16 protein-coding genes are annotated in these 14,204 nt (G+C 54.6%); 8 read left to right on the top strand and 8 right to left on the bottom strand.

The annotated features are described in order from the left end of the window. The first annotated feature begins 78 nt into the window (after positions 1-78). On the top strand, positions 79-1,947 hold the full coding sequence (gene kup / locus EGY12_RS16885) for a low affinity potassium transporter Kup (RefSeq protein ID WP_123894699.1): 1,869 nt from the start codon (positions 79-81) through the stop codon (positions 1,945-1,947). 46 nt (positions 1,948-1,993) lie between these two features. Here kup and mnmA read toward each other — a convergent pair whose 3' ends face one another. The 4 genes from mnmA to rluE all read right to left on the bottom strand — a co-directional run bounded on the left by mnmA (position 1,994) and on the right by rluE (position 4,642). Continuing rightward, on the bottom strand, positions 1,994-3,094 hold the full coding sequence (mnmA, locus tag EGY12_RS16890; protein WP_123894700.1) for a tRNA 2-thiouridine(34) synthase MnmA: 1,101 nt from the start codon (positions 3,092-3,094) through the stop codon (positions 1,994-1,996). A gap of 106 nt (positions 3,095-3,200) precedes the next feature. Next, complete coding sequence (locus EGY12_RS16895) at positions 3,201-3,647, bottom strand: NUDIX hydrolase (RefSeq protein ID WP_060387611.1); 447 nt, start codon at positions 3,645-3,647, stop codon at positions 3,201-3,203. A gap of 9 nt (positions 3,648-3,656) precedes the next feature. Next, positions 3,657-3,995 (bottom strand): lysozyme inhibitor LprI family protein, encoded by a 339-nt coding sequence (locus tag EGY12_RS16900; protein ID WP_123894701.1) that lies wholly within the window; start codon positions 3,993-3,995, stop codon positions 3,657-3,659. Between the two features lie 20 nt (positions 3,996-4,015). Then, entirely contained in the window at positions 4,016-4,642 is a 627-nt protein-coding gene (gene rluE, locus EGY12_RS16905) for a 23S rRNA pseudouridine(2457) synthase RluE (protein WP_123894702.1), read from the bottom strand. 131 nt (positions 4,643-4,773) lie between these two features. On the opposite strand from rluE, the gene icd reads away from it, so the two are divergent. Next, a complete protein-coding gene (gene icd, locus EGY12_RS16910) occupies positions 4,774-6,027 on the top strand; it encodes an NADP-dependent isocitrate dehydrogenase (RefSeq protein ID WP_015377612.1) in 1,254 nt (417 codons plus the stop codon). A gap of 83 nt (positions 6,028-6,110) precedes the next feature. Here the strand turns inward: icd and uspF are convergent, their stop codons facing one another. Then, complete coding sequence (gene uspF, locus EGY12_RS16915) at positions 6,111-6,566, bottom strand: universal stress protein UspF (RefSeq protein WP_123894703.1); 456 nt, start codon at positions 6,564-6,566, stop codon at positions 6,111-6,113. Between the two features lie 1,052 nt (positions 6,567-7,618). On the opposite strand from uspF, the gene EGY12_RS16920 reads away from it, so the two are divergent. Genes EGY12_RS16920 through EGY12_RS16930 form a run of 3 tightly spaced genes read left to right on the top strand, consistent with a single transcriptional unit; the run spans position 7,619 to position 9,825 of the window. Continuing rightward, a complete protein-coding gene (locus EGY12_RS16920; RefSeq protein ID WP_123894704.1) occupies positions 7,619-8,809 on the top strand; it encodes a reverse transcriptase family protein in 1,191 nt (396 codons plus the stop codon). Further along, a complete protein-coding gene (locus tag EGY12_RS16925) occupies positions 8,802-9,554 on the top strand; it encodes a retron Ec48 family effector membrane protein (RefSeq protein ID WP_123894705.1) in 753 nt (250 codons plus the stop codon). Before EGY12_RS16920 ends, EGY12_RS16925 begins: the two co-directional genes overlap by 8 nt. A gap of 49 nt (positions 9,555-9,603) precedes the next feature. Continuing rightward, the gene (locus EGY12_RS16930) at positions 9,604-9,825 is read left to right on the top strand and encodes an N-acetyltransferase (RefSeq protein WP_253722842.1); all 222 of its coding nucleotides are present in this window, start codon (positions 9,604-9,606) and stop codon (positions 9,823-9,825) included. Here the strand turns inward: EGY12_RS16930 and EGY12_RS16935 are convergent. Together EGY12_RS16935 and EGY12_RS16940 are read right to left on the bottom strand one after the other, a co-directional pair. Further along, on the bottom strand, positions 9,822-10,034 hold the full coding sequence (locus EGY12_RS16935; RefSeq protein WP_123894706.1) for a hypothetical protein: 213 nt from the start codon (positions 10,032-10,034) through the stop codon (positions 9,822-9,824). The two genes, EGY12_RS16930 and EGY12_RS16935, sit on opposite strands and share 4 nt — an antisense overlap. Before the next feature lie 93 nt (positions 10,035-10,127). Further along, the gene (locus tag EGY12_RS16940) at positions 10,128-11,243 is read right to left on the bottom strand and encodes an AI-2E family transporter (RefSeq protein ID WP_123894707.1); all 1,116 of its coding nucleotides are present in this window, start codon (positions 11,241-11,243) and stop codon (positions 10,128-10,130) included. A gap of 294 nt (positions 11,244-11,537) precedes the next feature. Between EGY12_RS16940 and EGY12_RS23385 the strand changes: the two genes are divergently transcribed. After that, positions 11,538-11,675 carry a hypothetical protein gene (locus EGY12_RS23385; protein WP_172962932.1) on the top strand — a complete coding sequence of 46 codons (138 nt, stop codon included), beginning with the start codon at positions 11,538-11,540 and terminating at the stop codon, positions 11,673-11,675. Positions 11,676-11,739: 64 nt separating this feature from the next. On the opposite strand, the gene EGY12_RS16945 is transcribed toward EGY12_RS23385, so the two are convergent. Then, a complete protein-coding gene (locus tag EGY12_RS16945; RefSeq protein WP_123894708.1) occupies positions 11,740-12,951 on the bottom strand; it encodes a CynX/NimT family MFS transporter in 1,212 nt (403 codons plus the stop codon). A 232-nt stretch (positions 12,952-13,183) separates the two neighbouring features. Between EGY12_RS16945 and EGY12_RS16950 the strand changes: the two genes are divergently transcribed. Together EGY12_RS16950 and EGY12_RS16955 are read left to right on the top strand one after the other, a co-directional pair. Continuing rightward, a complete protein-coding gene (locus EGY12_RS16950; protein WP_123894709.1) occupies positions 13,184-13,642 on the top strand; it encodes a hypothetical protein in 459 nt (152 codons plus the stop codon). A gap of 98 nt (positions 13,643-13,740) precedes the next feature. Beyond that, on the top strand, positions 13,741-14,157 hold the full coding sequence (locus EGY12_RS16955) for a DUF2000 domain-containing protein (RefSeq protein ID WP_004941246.1): 417 nt from the start codon (positions 13,741-13,743) through the stop codon (positions 14,155-14,157). Positions 14,158-14,204: the final 47 nt, after the last annotated feature.

Consider the following 14,204-nt stretch of genomic DNA (forward strand, 5'->3'; position numbering starts at 1 on the left):
CTTATTGTTGCGGCGGCAAATAAAGTGTGGCGGCTGCATCTATACTGCCAACGTGAGCCCTCAAATAAAGACCTTTATATGCACGTAAAAAACAAGCAGCCGCTGCCGGCGGTGACGCTGGCGGCCATCGGCGTGGTGTACGGCGATATCGGCACCAGCCCGCTGTACACCCTGCGCGAATGCCTGACGGCAGAGGAGGGCATTACCATGACGCCAGCCTCGATCTACGGCTTTCTGTCGCTGATCTTCTGGCTGCTGACGCTGGTGGTATCGATTAAATACGTCTGCTTCGTAATGCGCGCCGACAACGACGGTGAGGGGGGGATCCTGACGCTGATGTCGCTGGCGATACGCAAGCTGGATGCACGTTGGGTGCCGGCGGCGGTGCTGATTGGGCTGGTGGGCGGCAGCTTCTTTTATGGTGATGGGGTGATCACCCCGGCCATTTCGGTGCTCTCGGCCATCGAGGGGCTGCAGATTATCGCCCCCGAGCTGGACAGCTTTATCGTGCCGCTCTCGCTGCTGGTGCTGACCGCGCTGTTCGCGATCCAAAAGCACGGCACCGGCAGCGTCGGCAAGCTGTTCGCGCCGGCGATGGTTATTTGGTTCCTGACGCTGGCGCTGCTGGGCATCGGCGGTATTCTCCATCACCCCGGCGTGCTGCGGGCGCTGAACCCTTACTGGGCGGTGAATTTCTTCCTCGAGTACAAGACGGTATCGTTCTTCGCGCTGGGCATGGTGGTGCTGTCGGTGACCGGCGCCGAAGCGCTGTACGCCGATATGGGCCACTTCGGTAAAAAGCCGATCCGCCTGGCGTGGTTTACCCTGGTGGCGCCGTCGCTGGTGCTGAACTACTTCGGCCAGGGGGCGCTGCTGCTGGCAAATCCGGCGGCGATCAACAACCCGTTTTTCCTGTTGGCGCCGACCTGGGCGCTGATCCCGCTACTGGTGATCGCCACGCTGGCGACGGTCATCGCCTCTCAGGCGGTGATCTCCGGCGTGTTCTCGCTGACGCGCCAGGCGGTGCGGCTGGGCTATCTGCCACCGATGCGCATCATTTATACCTCCGATCAGGAGTCCGGGCAGATCTACATTCCGGTGGTGAACTGGCTGCTGTTCGCGGCGGTGCTGATCGTGATTATCAGTTTCAAACACTCCAGCAATCTGGCCTCGGCTTACGGCATCGTGGTGACCGGCACCATGCTGCTGTCGTCGATTTTGCTGAGCATCGTGGCGGTGAAAAACTGGGGCTGGCCGCGTTATCTGGGCGGGCTGATGCTGGTTGTCATGCTGTGCATCGACGTGCCGCTGTTCGGCGCCAACCTGATCAAACTGGCGACCGGCGGCTGGTTGCCGGTGGCGTTGGGGATGACCATTCTGCTGATCATGCTGACCTGGAAGACCGAGCGTTCGCGTCTGATCCGCCGGTTGCGTGACAATCAGGAAGGATTGACCGCGCTGATCGAGTCGCTGGAGAAAGCTCCGCCGAAGCGGGTGCCGGGCACCGCCGTGTTTATGGAGCGCACGCCGCACGCGGTGCCGCTGGTGCTGTTGCATAACCTGAAGCACAACAAGGTGCTGCATGAGCGCGTGGTACTGCTGACCATCGTCACCACCGACATGCCGTACGTGCACAACGTGCAGCGGGTGGCGATCGAACAGTTGTCGGCGAGCTTTTGGCGGGTGGTGGCGAGCTACGGCTGGCGCGAGACGCCCAACGTGACGGACATCCTTTACCGCTGCGGCCTGGAAGGGATGAGCTTCACCATGAACGAGACCTCGTTCTTCATGTCGCGCGATACGCTGGTGCTGGGCAAGCGCCCTTGGTATCTGCGCATTCGTGGCAAGGTGTTCCAGCTGTTGCAGCGCAACGCGCTGCGGGCGCCGGATCTGTTCGAAATTCCGCCGAACCGGGTGATCGAGCTGGGCGCGCAGGTGGAATTCTGAGTAACAAAAACGCTGCGATAACGCAGCGTTTTTCTTTGCCGAGCAATTACGCCAGGCGTTGTTCGATGATGCCGCCGCCGAGGCAAATTTCGCCCTGGTAGAACACCGCCGACTGGCCGGGGGTAACGGCGGAGACCGGCTCGTCGAAGCGCACTTCGATGCGTTCGTCGTCGAGCGGGGTCACGGTGCAGGGGATGTCCTGCTGGCGATAGCGGGTCTTCACCGTGCAGCGGAACGGGCCGGTCAGCGACAGGCGATCCACCCAGTGCAGCTGCTGCGCGATGAGGCCAGCGGACATCAGGCGCGGATGATCGTGCCCCTGCGCAACCACCAGCACATTGTTCGCCACGTCTTTATCCACCACGTACCACGGATCTTCGCTGCTGTCTTTCAGGCCGCCGATGCCCAGCCCTTTGCGCTGGCCCAGGGTGTGATACATCAGGCCCTGGTGTTCGCCGACGGTCTGGCCGTCAACGCTGACGATCGGGCCCGGCTGTGCCGGCAGGTAGCGGCCGAGGAAGTCGCGGAACTTGCGCTCGCCGATAAAGCAGATGCCGGTGGAGTCTTTTTTCTTGGCGGTGACCAGCTCCAGCTGCTCGGCGATGCGGCGCACTTCCGGCTTCTCCAGCTCCCCGACCGGGAACAGGCTCTGCGCCACCTGCTCGTGGCTCAGGGTGTAGAGGAAGTAGCTCTGATCTTTGTTGCCGTCGACGCCGCGCAGCAGGCGGCTTTTGCCGTCCACGTCCTGGCGGCGCACGTAGTGGCCGGTGGCGATAAAATCGGCCCCCAGATCTTCGGCGGCGAACTCCAGGAAGGCTTTGAATTTGATTTCTTTATTGCACAGGATGTCCGGGTTCGGCGTGCGGCCGGCCTTGTACTCTTCCAGGAACAGCTCAAACACGTTGTCCCAGTATTCCGCCGCAAAGTTCACCGTGTGCAGTTCGATGCCCAGCTTGTCGCAGACTGCTTGCGCATCGGCCAGATCGGTCGCGGCGGAGCAGTACTCTTCGTCGTCATCTTCTTCCCAGTTCTTCATGAACAGCCCAGCGACCTGATAGCCCTGTTGCTGTAACAGATAGGCGGTAACGGAAGAGTCGACGCCGCCGGACATACCGACGATTACTTTTTTCTGGCTGTTGTCTGACATGGGGATCTCACGAACTTGAACACGAACCGTGCTGATAAAAACAAGCGCAGGATTTTACCACGTTGGCCGCGCCGGCGCACTGTTCATCTTGTGCTGCCCGGCGCCCTTAAAACGGCCAGGCGAAGCTGCCGACCAGCGACAGCGGGTAACGCTCCGGCTGCTGGTAGCTGCGAATGCTCTCCGCCACCAGTGCGGAACGCAGGTTGGGCGCCTGCAAAATCTCGTCGGCGCTCAGCCACAGGCAGCGATCGATGTCGCTGTCGTGCGGCTCGGTTGGCAGTGGCTGTTCCAGCTCGATGACGAAGCAAAAACGCAGGAACGGCGTGCGATCCGGCGCGATCCACTGGTGCAGGCGCAGGAACGCCTGCGGCGTGGCGCGGATGCCGGTCTCTTCCCACAGCTCGCGCTCGGCAGCCTGCACCAGCGTCTCGTCGGCCTCCAGATGGCCGGCCGGCTGGTTCCACAGCGCTTTGCCGTTGATGGTTTCTTCGACAATTAAAAATTTGCCGGCGGCGTGCACCACGCAGGCCACGGTGACGTGCGGTTTGAACATGCGTTCTCCTTACAGCGGTTTGTCGATGCGCCGGTAGATATCGTCCAGCTCGGCGATGCGGGTGCGGTAGCTTTGCAGCAGGCAGGCGGTATCGCCGCCGCACCGCTGGCGTTTTGCCAGCCAGGCCTGCTGGCTGTCCTGCATCGCGCCGCGTGCGCCCATGGCGAACAGGCCGCGCAGGAATTGGTATTTGGTGGCCATTTGCACGTCCAGATCGTTCAGCGTGCGGTTGGCGCAGATGGCGCGCTCATCGCGGCTTGCCGCCTTGGCACAGTCGAAGCTGGCGGCCTGGGCGGCGAGCGGGGCCGCGAGGGCAGTGAACAGCAGCGCGGTCAGTATGTTCCTCATGGCGCCTCACCTCCGTTGAGCTACAGAGAATCGATGGTTTTCCATTCACCGGGTTGCAGTGAACCCAGTGAAAGATTCCCCATACTGTAGCGAATCAGGCGCAGGGTAGGGAACCCGATATGCGCTGTCATGCGACGCACCTGGCGGTTTCGCCCCTCATACAGGGTGATTTTCAGCCAGCTGGTGGGGATGGATTTACGTTCGCGGATCGGCGGGTTGCGCGGCCACAGCCACTGCGGCTCGGTCACTAACTCCACCCCGGCGGGCAGCGTAGGGCCGTCTTTCAGCGTGACGCCGCAGCGCAGTGGCGCCAGATCGCTCTCCTGCGGTGCGCCTTCGACCTGCACATAATAGATTTTGCCGGTGCGTTTGCCCGGCTGAGTGAGCTGCGCCTGCAGCTGGCCGTCGTTAGTCAACACCAGCAACCCTTCGCTGTCGCGATCCAGGCGCCCGGCGGCATAAACGTCGGGGAAGGGGATGTATTCTTTCAGCGTGGCGCGGCCGGCTTCGTCGGTGAACTGCGGCAACACGTCGAAGGGCTTGTTGAATAACACAATTCTGCGCGGCCCTTTCGGCGCGGCGGGTTTGGCGGCATTCGGCTTGCTGAATCGTTTAACGTTGTGATTTCTAACAGAGAATTTTTTCATAACAGTTGAGATTACGGATGATAAGCGCATTATAACCGAATCCGTTTCGGATTGGCGCGGACCGAATATTCAAGTAGTATCTACACGCATCTTACAAAGCATTAACAAAATTGCGCTTGAAGGAGAGGTTGATGGAAAGCAAAGTAGTTGTTCCGGCAGAAGGTAAAAAAATCACGGTTGACGCCCAGGGTAAACTGGTTGTTCCTCATAACCCGATCATCCCGTTCATCGAAGGCGACGGCATCGGCGTTGACGTGACTCCTGCCATGATCCACGTGGTTGATGCGGCCGTTAAAAAGGCTTACCACGGCGAACGTAAAATCTCCTGGATGGAAATCTACACCGGCGAAAAATCTACCCACGTTTACGGTAAAGACGTGTGGCTGCCGGACGAAACTCTGGACCTGATCCGCGACTACCGCGTCGCCATCAAAGGCCCCCTGACCACCCCGGTCGGCGGCGGCATCCGTTCTCTGAACGTGGCCCTGCGCCAGCAGTTGGACCTGTACGTGTGCCTGCGCCCGGTGCGTTACTACCAGGGCACCCCAAGCCCGGTGAAACAGCCTGAGCTGACCGACATGGTGATCTTCCGCGAAAACGCCGAAGACATCTACGCCGGCATCGAGTGGAAAGCCGGCTCCGCCGAAGCGGACAAAGTGATCAAATTCCTGCGCGACGAAATGGGCGTGAAGAAAATCCGCTTCCCAGAGCAGTGCGGTATCGGCGTGAAGCCATGCTCCGAAGAAGGGACCAAGCGTCTGGTGCGTGCGGCGATCGAATACGCCATCACCAACGACCGCGACTCCGTGACCCTGGTTCACAAAGGCAACATCATGAAGTTCACCGAAGGTGCCTTCAAGGATTGGGGCTATGAGCTGGCGCGCGAAGAGTTCGGCGGCGAGCTGATCGACGGCGGCCCATGGCTGAAGATCAAGAACCCGAACACCGGCAAAGAGATCGTGGTTAAAGACGTGATCGCCGACGCCTTCCTGCAGCAGATCCTGCTACGCCCGGCGGAATACGACGTGATCGCCTGTATGAACCTGAACGGCGACTACATCTCTGACGCCCTGGCGGCCCAGGTCGGCGGCATCGGTATCGCACCGGGCGCCAACATCGGCTCCGACTGCGCGCTGTTCGAAGCGACTCACGGCACCGCGCCGAAGTACGCCGGCCAGGATAAAGTGAACCCAGGCTCCATCATCCTGTCCGCAGAGATGATGCTGCGCCACATGGGTTGGTTCGAAGCGGCTGATCTGATCGTTAAAGGCATGGAAGGCGCTATCGCTGCCAAGACCGTGACCTACGACTTCGAGCGCCTGATGGAAGGCGCTAAGCTACTGAAATGTTCAGAGTTTGGCGACGCTATCGTTAAACACATGTAAGTGTTTTCAGCGCTTGAATGAGAGCGGGAGCCTTAGGGCTCCCGTTTTTTATTGTTCAAATATGAGTGAGGTATCGGGCAGGCTCAGCGAGCGGTGTTAGCCGATTCACGCACGACCAGCACCGGGCAATTGGCGTGGCGGACGACGGCGGTGGCATTGGAGCCGAGGAGGTAAGTGATCGCAGAAGGGCGGTTGGAACCCATCACAATAATCTCCGCGTTAAGCGCATCAGCAAGTTCCAGGATCTGATCTTTAGGATCGCCGACGGCAACGTGCGTGGTCACTCTATCTTCAGGCACGCTGAATTGTTTTGCCGCTTTTGCCAGCCCCTCGGTCGCTAGCGCAATGGTTTCGTCTTTGGTTTCTATTGCCGCCGTGGCGGCAAAGCCGAAAGCGGCGTAGGTGGCACGCGACGGGATCACCGCCAGGAAATGGACGTGGGAGTCTTCGAGCCTGGCGAGCGCGTTGACATGCGGGATGACCTGCTGTGTTAATTCCGGCTCGGTAATATCCACGGGAACCAAAATAGTTTTGTACATACTCCCTCCTTATCGTTTTCCAAAAACTCCACTTTTTGGATTATAGCTGCTTGACGCAGGGAAAGGGGAGATCCAGGTGGCAGAACTGAAGAGATTGGCCGTCAAAAGGGAAAGTATGCGAAAACCGTTGTTGTGGCTAGGGGGGAAGAGAATATGTGCTCTGGCTGAAACATTAAGCGATGAAACTTATTATTTTAATACAATGTGTTATTATAATTGATTGCATCGTGAATTATTGCGAAACACTTAATTAGATAGATATGTAAATCAAATGAATGCTACCTTGCTATTAATCATCTGGTGCTATGTCGCATAGGTTAGGAAATGACTGACCTAAGAACTGAAAGACAGTCGGCACGAGGCGGTAGTGAGTTGTTGAGCATACCAACATCAGTAGTATCTGATCTAAACTGAGATCTGCTCTTAAGAGAAGATGTATTAGAGCTTCTGAAGAAAGAAAAAATTAACTACACATAATCTTGGGAGAGAGCTCGATTGGGGGAGACTTTTGTTTGTTTAAATTTTTTACTGATAATGTTGACTTTGCGTTCATGCATCTCTGATGCTATACCGGGTATTTAAGTTTTTTGGCAATTATTCTTCTAAAGTATCTAGATGTTATTCATAATATCGTAGGGATATTTTCATTTCCCCTTACCCTAAAAATATCTTATATCTATCAGCTAACACTATTAGCAGAGTAAGGTTGCTGCATATGCGGTATTCTAACGGTGTACTAAGTTCCCTCTTGAACTTTGCTCGGTTTCGAGTTATTATCCAACCTACGCAAGCGAATCGCTTGTTTGCTGCAACTGACGTGTAAATACTGAGCATGCTTAGTTATTATTAGTATAATTGAGCGCCTTTTATTGTTCAGAAGGCTAATTGGGAGAGCCCCTGCACACGGTGGCCTCTTCCGACCCGGAATAGGGGGGAATGACGGAAAAGGCATGAGGTTGAAGAGAGTTGTCAGTGTGTTGCGTCAGTGTAAGCAACTAGACCTCATCAAGGACTCTATAGTAATGAGTTGCCTTTTCCGTTAATTTTCTTACATGAAAAAAAATAATTATCTCAAAATATCTAAGAGTTCAATTTCTTCCGTTGAAAACTTGTGCTTGGCATTAGATCTAACCTTGGACGATTTTTTAAATTTAAAAATGATGTCTGGGTGTGACCGCTATGTACTAAACGAAAAACCGAAGCCCGGAGGGGGGATTAGGAAAACATATAATCCAAATAATTTAGTCAGGGTTTTTCAGCGAAGAATAAATAACAGAATTTTTTCCAATCCTCACATAATTAAATGGCCCGATCACATATACGGATCTATTCCTAATGATATGAATAGCGATGGGGGTATTAGGCGGAGAGATTTTGTGGCATGTGCTTCAGTGCATTGTGGAGCAAAATCTATTCTAAAAGTTGATGTGAAAGATTTTTTTGATAATATCAGCAAAGACATCGTTTACGATATTTTCAATGGTTTCCTGAAGTTTAACAGTGAAGTTTCTGAGGCACTCACAGATATATGTACGTATGATCGGAGCCATTTAGTTCAAGGTGCATTGACGTCTAGTTATTTAGCGACATTGGCCCTTTTTAATATTGAAGGACGGATTGTTCAGCGATTAGCCTTGAAGAAATTAAAATACACTCGATTTGTGGATGATATAACAATATCGTCGGTTAACTCGAGGTATGATTTTGATTTTGCAAAATCCATCGTGATAAATATGCTTCACGAAAAAGATTTACCTGTAAATCTATCAAAAACAAAAGTATATTATTCTGGCTCAGAGCCATTAACAGTTCATGGGTTAAGGGTGAGTTTCAACCAGGTGAGACTGCCGTCTGATGAGGTTAGAAAAATAAGAGCAGCTGTTAAGAATATTGAAATCATTGCCAATGATACTTCTTATAGAAAAACAGGGAGTTACAGAAAGGACTTTAATAAATGCATGGGGAGAGTAAATAAGTTATCGAGAGTTGGGCATAAGCAACATGAGAGTTTGGTTGCAAGACTAAATAAAGTATACCCTCTACCCTCTTTCACAGATATAAAAAAGACAAAAGATTTAATAGAAAAAATCCGTTCTAAATATGACGATGGGAAAAATTATTTTTACTATCATAAGATGTATTATGCAGCAATGGAAAAACTTAATTTAGTAAAAAGGTCGTTTCCTAATACGGCGAAGAATTTGAGATTACGGTTAAGAGGGTTAAGGCCGGAATATGATTGATAAACTTACGGATTTTATTCTTATTACTTTAAAGAAAATTGATTTTAAAAGTAATAAATGGATAGTGTCCTTTTTATTGAAAACCACAATATCTATCCTAGTAGTGTTTTTAATTATATTTATTACTACCGGGTTAGCAGGTGGCGTTTTTTTACGAGAAATGTGTTTTAGTAATAAATGCTTGGAGTTTTTCTTCAAAGAGTTTAGCTTCGCATTTTCTTTTATAACTTCATTAGGAACTATTATGGCAGGAGGGATTGCATTAAGTGGTTTCCTTGTTGCTTTGAAGAGTTATTTAGGCGCTAAGAAAACATCAGAACTATCAAACCATATATCTCATTTGTCATTGTTCAATTCATTCATATCAGTTGAGGTGGAAAAAAGGGATAGGTTAAGTAAGTCTTCATTTGATCATTTCAAATGGTATAATTTAATTTACCCTAATTCGCGAGATGGTTTCTTTAGTGTTTCAGTAGAATATGTTGATTTTATTAATAAGACCAATAGCATTATTAATGAGTCAAATGATCTTTCTACAGGGATAGCTGCTGGCGGATATTATTATAAGCCTCATCAGGAAAAGATAAAAAAAATATTTTTATTAATTGGGGTTGAGTTACACTCTCAGCCTCGATTGGATTTTCTTGAGATGGAAGAACAACTATACGATCTCGTTAATGTGGTGAATATGTCTTTTTGTATATCAGAACATTCTATGTCGATCTCACCAATAAAATATAAGTGAGTGTCGAGTTTACTATTGATATTCCTAATTCGGCTGCGGCTTTATCGAGATGCTGATGGTCGGCGAGCGCTATCGTCGCCAGGGAGTCGGGCAGGCTCTGATTGCGGCGTTGAAATCCCACTGTCGGCACCCGAAGCTGTTCACTTCCACCAATCGCTCCAACCTGCCGATGCAGCGGCTGCTGCTGAACGCCGGGTTTGTCACCAGCGGCCAGATTGACAATCTCGATGACGGCGATCCGGAGCAGGTCTTTTTTATTCCGGCGCGTTAATACAGCCTGACATCCACCGCCTGTTGTTTCAGCCAGGTGCTGACGTAGTCATAAGCGGCATAGAAGGCCAGCAGCGCGAAGAGCAGCACCGAAAGTGAGGCCAAAAACTTGATGTCGCCGTGCTTCGACAGCTGATAGGCGCAAGAGATAAAGGCTAACAGGCACAGCAGAGTGAAGGCGATGGCCAGCATGGCGTAGAAAATAAGCATAACGAAACCCGTTCTTCCTTGTGAGCCTGGCAAGGATACCACAGACAAAAAAAGGGGCCCAAACGGGCCCCTGCGTGATTCGCTGCGGGAGGTTTACTCCACCGCGTCGGGATGGTTCTTGCCTTCCTCGATAAACTCTTCGTCGATCTCTTCGATGTTCTCCTCGCTGTCGCGGCCGGACAGGATGTTCCAGCAGGCGATGAACAGCGCGGCGATCAAGGGGCCGATGACGAAGCCGTTGATGCCGTAAATCTCCATGCCGCCCAGGGTGGAGATCAGGATCAGGTAGTCCGGCATTTTGGTGTCTTTGCCTACCAGCAGCGGGCGCAGAATGTTGTCTACCAGGCCGATCACCACCACGAAGAACACCACCAGGAAGATGCCTTTCCACAGCATGCCGGTGGCGAAGAAGTAGATCACCGCCGGCACCCAGATGATGGCGGAGCCCACGGCCGGGATGATCGACAGGAACGCCATCAGCGCGCCCCACAGCAAGCTGCCGTCGATGCCGGTAAAGTAAAACGCCAGCCCGCCGAGCGCGCCTTGCACCACGGCGACCACCACCGTGCCCTTGACGGTGGCGCGGGAAACGGCGGCGAACTTAACGAACAGATGGTGTTTCACGTGCTGGGAGAGCGGCAGCGCTTCGAGCGCCAGGTTCACCAGGTACGGGCCGTCTTTCAGCAGGAAGAACAGCAGGTAGAGCATCACGCCGAAGCCGACCACGAAGTTGAAGGTGCCTTTGCCGATCAGGAACACGCTGCCAGCCAGGTATTGCCCGCCCTTGAGCGCCACCTCGGAAAGCTGCTTTTGGATCTCGGCGGCGCTGTTGAGGTTATGCTCTGCCAGGAAGCGCTGCGCCCAGCCGGGCAGGTGACGCATAAAGTCCGCCAGCATGGTCGGCAATTGGCTGTTATTGGTCTGCAGCTTGGTGTAAATCATGTTGAATTCCATCGCCAGCGATGAGGCGATGATCGCCAACGGCGTGAACACGATCAGGCAGATCAGCGCCACCGTCAGCAGCGACACCACGCCGTTGCGTTCGCCGACGTACTGCTTCAACTTCTTTTTCACCGGATGGAAAATCACCGCCAGAATAACCGCCCACAGCACCGAGGAGTAATACGGCCCCAGCACGTCGAGAAAGGCGGCGGTAACGATAAACAGGATCAGAATAAAGAATCCTTTGGAAATGCCTTTAGACATCATAGTCGTCCCTCAAAAGATGAATTTTCAGCATAGATGAACTGAATGAAAACAACACTATCATTACCTTTGCTTAACCGGTAGGGGATTTTTAACGGCGTATTCCATAGGGTTATTAAGGGAAAGGCGGGCGCCGTAGGGTGAACAGGTGGCGGCGCGAGAAAAGAAAGAGGGCTAAATAATTAACAGAATTTATCGATTGTGTTTCATTTTGTGAGCCGCGCTTGTCGCCTGCGCCAGGCTTTCCTAGTGTTGATGAGGGCGGCCATTCGCCCGATATCACGAAGGAGTATGCAAATGACTGAACACAAACGACTCGGCATCATCGAGAAAACGCTACTGATCGCCTTTGCCGGCCTGCTGGTGTATTTCGCGGCCACCGGCGCCTTGTCATTATCGGGCCTTGATCATCACTGGCCTTATCCTTCGCGGTAGGCAGACACCTGCACCAGGGAAAATTCAGTACCGCTTATAACAAATAGAACGACCTTTCTGCTTATCACCCCGCATTATGCCGCCGGCTGAGAAAAGCCAGCGCTAACAGCGTTCCTGATACCGCCGCCGCCAGCACCAGCCAGGCTGGGGCCGCCCAACCAGCCGCGGCCACGATGGCGCTCAGCGCGACCGGGCCGATCACCTGGCCGAGATAGTTTCCCTGCATTACCAGCCCCAGGCTCAGTGGCAGCAGCGTCGGTTCCGGCGTCGCCGCCGGTGTGGCGGCCAGAATGGTGGCGGGCAGCATGCCGGCGATGGCGCAGAACAGGAAACACAGCGGGATCAGCAGACCGTTGGGCGTCATCGGCAGGAAAATGCCGATGCCGAAGATGCCGATGACCAGGCTGGTGGCCGCGAGCAGGACCCCGGCCCGCAGCCCGCGCGACAGTAAGAGCCCGGCGGCGAGGTTGCCGATGATATTCGCCGCCACCGCCGCCGCGCTGATGCCGCCGGCGGCCGCCAGCGACAGGCCGATGCGTTGCATCAGGAAGATTGGCAAGAAGGTCATCACCGAGAAAAACTGCAGGTTGTAAGTGGTGAACATCAGCGCCAGCAACAGCGGCCGGCGTGCACACAGCATCGCGCCCAGCGCTTGCCGCAGCCGCAAAGATGGGGTGTGTGCATCAGTGGCGAGTCGGGACGTGGTCAGCGGCAGCAGCAGGGCGGCCAGCAGCGTCAGTGCCGCACCGGCCTGCCAGTTCTGTTGCCAGCCCGCCAGGTGAGGGCCGATAAACAGCGAAATGGCGATGCCCGCCGGCATGAAGGTGCTCCAGATGCCGAACACCAGGCTGCGCTGCGCCGGGGCGACGATGCGGTTCAGCACGGCCGGCGAGGCGACCACCACGATCACGAATCCGAGGCCTTCGATAAAGCGGGTGACGATCAAGCCGCCGAAGTCGTGCAGCGTGGCGCCGGTAAAGCTGGCGGCGCTGATGATCAGCAGCCCGAGCGCCAGCAGACGCCGATCGCCCCAGCGGCGCACCAGCAGCCCTGCGGCGATGCCGCCGAACACTCCGACGAAAGGAAACGCCGAGATAACCCAGCTTAGCGTCTCGAGCGAACCGCCGAATTCGGCCTGCAGCGCCGGCAAGGCAATGGTGGCCTTGCCCACGTGCAGCGCCGCGGCGATGCCGGCGAACAGCACATTGATGACGGCTAGCCAGGGCGTGGCGGTGGGGTGAACACGGTCAATGGCGGCCGGTTTAATCGCAGTCATAACACTCTCCAGTGGCGGTAACGCCATCACTATGTGCTCTTGCAACGGCAGAAGTCGTTCAAATGCTGCGCTGTCACGCGAAGAAATTATTCATTTCGAGCTTTATCTGGCGCGCCTCGTTGTTTGGTTCGCCAGCGTGCCGCCCTGCGTGGACGCGGGTGCCCGTTCAGCGGTTTACTGTTCCGGCACGCAACGAGCGTGCCCGATCAATTTTATTTATAAGGAGCAGTGTATGTCAGAGATGATGAATGAAAACGGAGCGCCGGTGATGGAGTGGAGCTACGGCGGCCGGGGTGACGATATCAGCAGCAGCCTGACCTTCGACACGGTAGAGGAACAGCCGCATGGCTTCCTGATGACGGTCGATCGGCCGGTGCAGATCTTTAAAGAGGCGCTGTCGCCGCTGATGGCCTTTGTCACGCTGCTGCGCCCGCTGTACGCCAAGACGGGCGAGGGGTTCCAGTACGTGCCGGTTTCCAATCCCTGGACAGACGTGCAGCGCCTGCCGGCCAGCGCAGGCTATCTGGGCGTGCAGGTTAACGCCGGGCTGTTCTTCCACGGCGCCAAGCCGACGCACTATAAAGATCGCGACGGCCAGATGAAACCGATCGACGGTGGCACTATCCTGCAGAACATCACTGTGCTGCATCAGGTGGCGCAGCCGCTCGGCCCGGGTGAAGGCGCCGTCTGAGTCGGCAGCGTTATCACGGGGCCGGACGCGGCCCCGTATCACGCCTTGAAACCGTGCGCAGGTTGGGTAAAACTGGCTGCCTATTCAAGGAGAAGAGCATGTACAGCGACAACGAGAAAAAATTTTATATCATCCTCAACCGCAATCACGAACCTGCCACGTTGTTTAATGCTTCCTGCCATCTGACGGCGGGCATCACCGATCTGATCGAGCAGCGCGAGTTTCACCACTACCCGAGCAGCCTCGACGGTGTCAGTGCCAATATGAGCCACTATCCGATCGTGATACTGCAGGCCAAGAACAGCAGCCAGCTCAGCAACCTGATCCTGAAGTGCAAGGAAGAGGGCGTGTTGTCCAATTTCTTCACCACCACCATGCTGTCGCATTCCGCCGAACAGCAGATCGCCGACACCGCCAATACCCCCTACGAACAGCTGGATTTCGTGGCGGTGGCGCTCTACGGCGACACTGAACAACTTAAGCCGCTGACCAAGAAGTTCTCCGTCTACCGTTAATCGCGAACGGCATCACATCAGGGGCGGTAACGGCTATGATATTTTTC

This window comes from Serratia sp. FDAARGOS_506 (assembly GCF_003812745.1).
Classification (GTDB): domain Bacteria; phylum Pseudomonadota; class Gammaproteobacteria; order Enterobacterales; family Enterobacteriaceae; genus Serratia.

Excerpts from the sequence above, each read along its gene's own strand:
- kup (WP_123894699.1), top strand. The coding sequence starts at position 79 with ATGCACGTAAAAAACAAGCAGCCGCTGCCGGCGGTGACGCTGGCGGCC.
- mnmA (WP_123894700.1), bottom strand. The coding sequence starts at position 3,094 with ATGTCAGACAACAGCCAGAAAAAAGTAATCGTCGGTATGTCCGGCGGC.
- EGY12_RS16895 (WP_060387611.1), bottom strand. The coding sequence starts at position 3,647 with ATGTTCAAACCGCACGTCACCGTGGCCTGCGTGGTGCACGCCGCCGGC.
- EGY12_RS16900 (WP_123894701.1), bottom strand. The coding sequence starts at position 3,995 with ATGAGGAACATACTGACCGCGCTGCTGTTCACTGCCCTCGCGGCCCCG.
- rluE (WP_123894702.1), bottom strand. The coding sequence starts at position 4,642 with ATGAAAAAATTCTCTGTTAGAAATCACAACGTTAAACGATTCAGCAAG.
- icd (WP_015377612.1), top strand. The coding sequence starts at position 4,774 with ATGGAAAGCAAAGTAGTTGTTCCGGCAGAAGGTAAAAAAATCACGGTT.
- uspF (WP_123894703.1), bottom strand. The coding sequence starts at position 6,566 with ATGTACAAAACTATTTTGGTTCCCGTGGATATTACCGAGCCGGAATTA.
- EGY12_RS16920 (WP_123894704.1), top strand. The coding sequence starts at position 7,619 with ATGAAAAAAAATAATTATCTCAAAATATCTAAGAGTTCAATTTCTTCC.
- EGY12_RS16925 (WP_123894705.1), top strand. The coding sequence starts at position 8,802 with ATGATTGATAAACTTACGGATTTTATTCTTATTACTTTAAAGAAAATT.
- EGY12_RS16930 (WP_253722842.1), top strand. The coding sequence starts at position 9,604 with ATGCTGATGGTCGGCGAGCGCTATCGTCGCCAGGGAGTCGGGCAGGCT.
- EGY12_RS16935 (WP_123894706.1), bottom strand. The coding sequence starts at position 10,034 with ATGCTTATTTTCTACGCCATGCTGGCCATCGCCTTCACTCTGCTGTGC.
- EGY12_RS16940 (WP_123894707.1), bottom strand. The coding sequence starts at position 11,243 with ATGATGTCTAAAGGCATTTCCAAAGGATTCTTTATTCTGATCCTGTTT.
- EGY12_RS23385 (WP_172962932.1), top strand. The coding sequence starts at position 11,538 with ATGACTGAACACAAACGACTCGGCATCATCGAGAAAACGCTACTGATC.
- EGY12_RS16945 (WP_123894708.1), bottom strand. The coding sequence starts at position 12,951 with ATGACTGCGATTAAACCGGCCGCCATTGACCGTGTTCACCCCACCGCC.
- EGY12_RS16950 (WP_123894709.1), top strand. The coding sequence starts at position 13,184 with ATGTCAGAGATGATGAATGAAAACGGAGCGCCGGTGATGGAGTGGAGC.
- EGY12_RS16955 (WP_004941246.1), top strand. The coding sequence starts at position 13,741 with ATGTACAGCGACAACGAGAAAAAATTTTATATCATCCTCAACCGCAAT.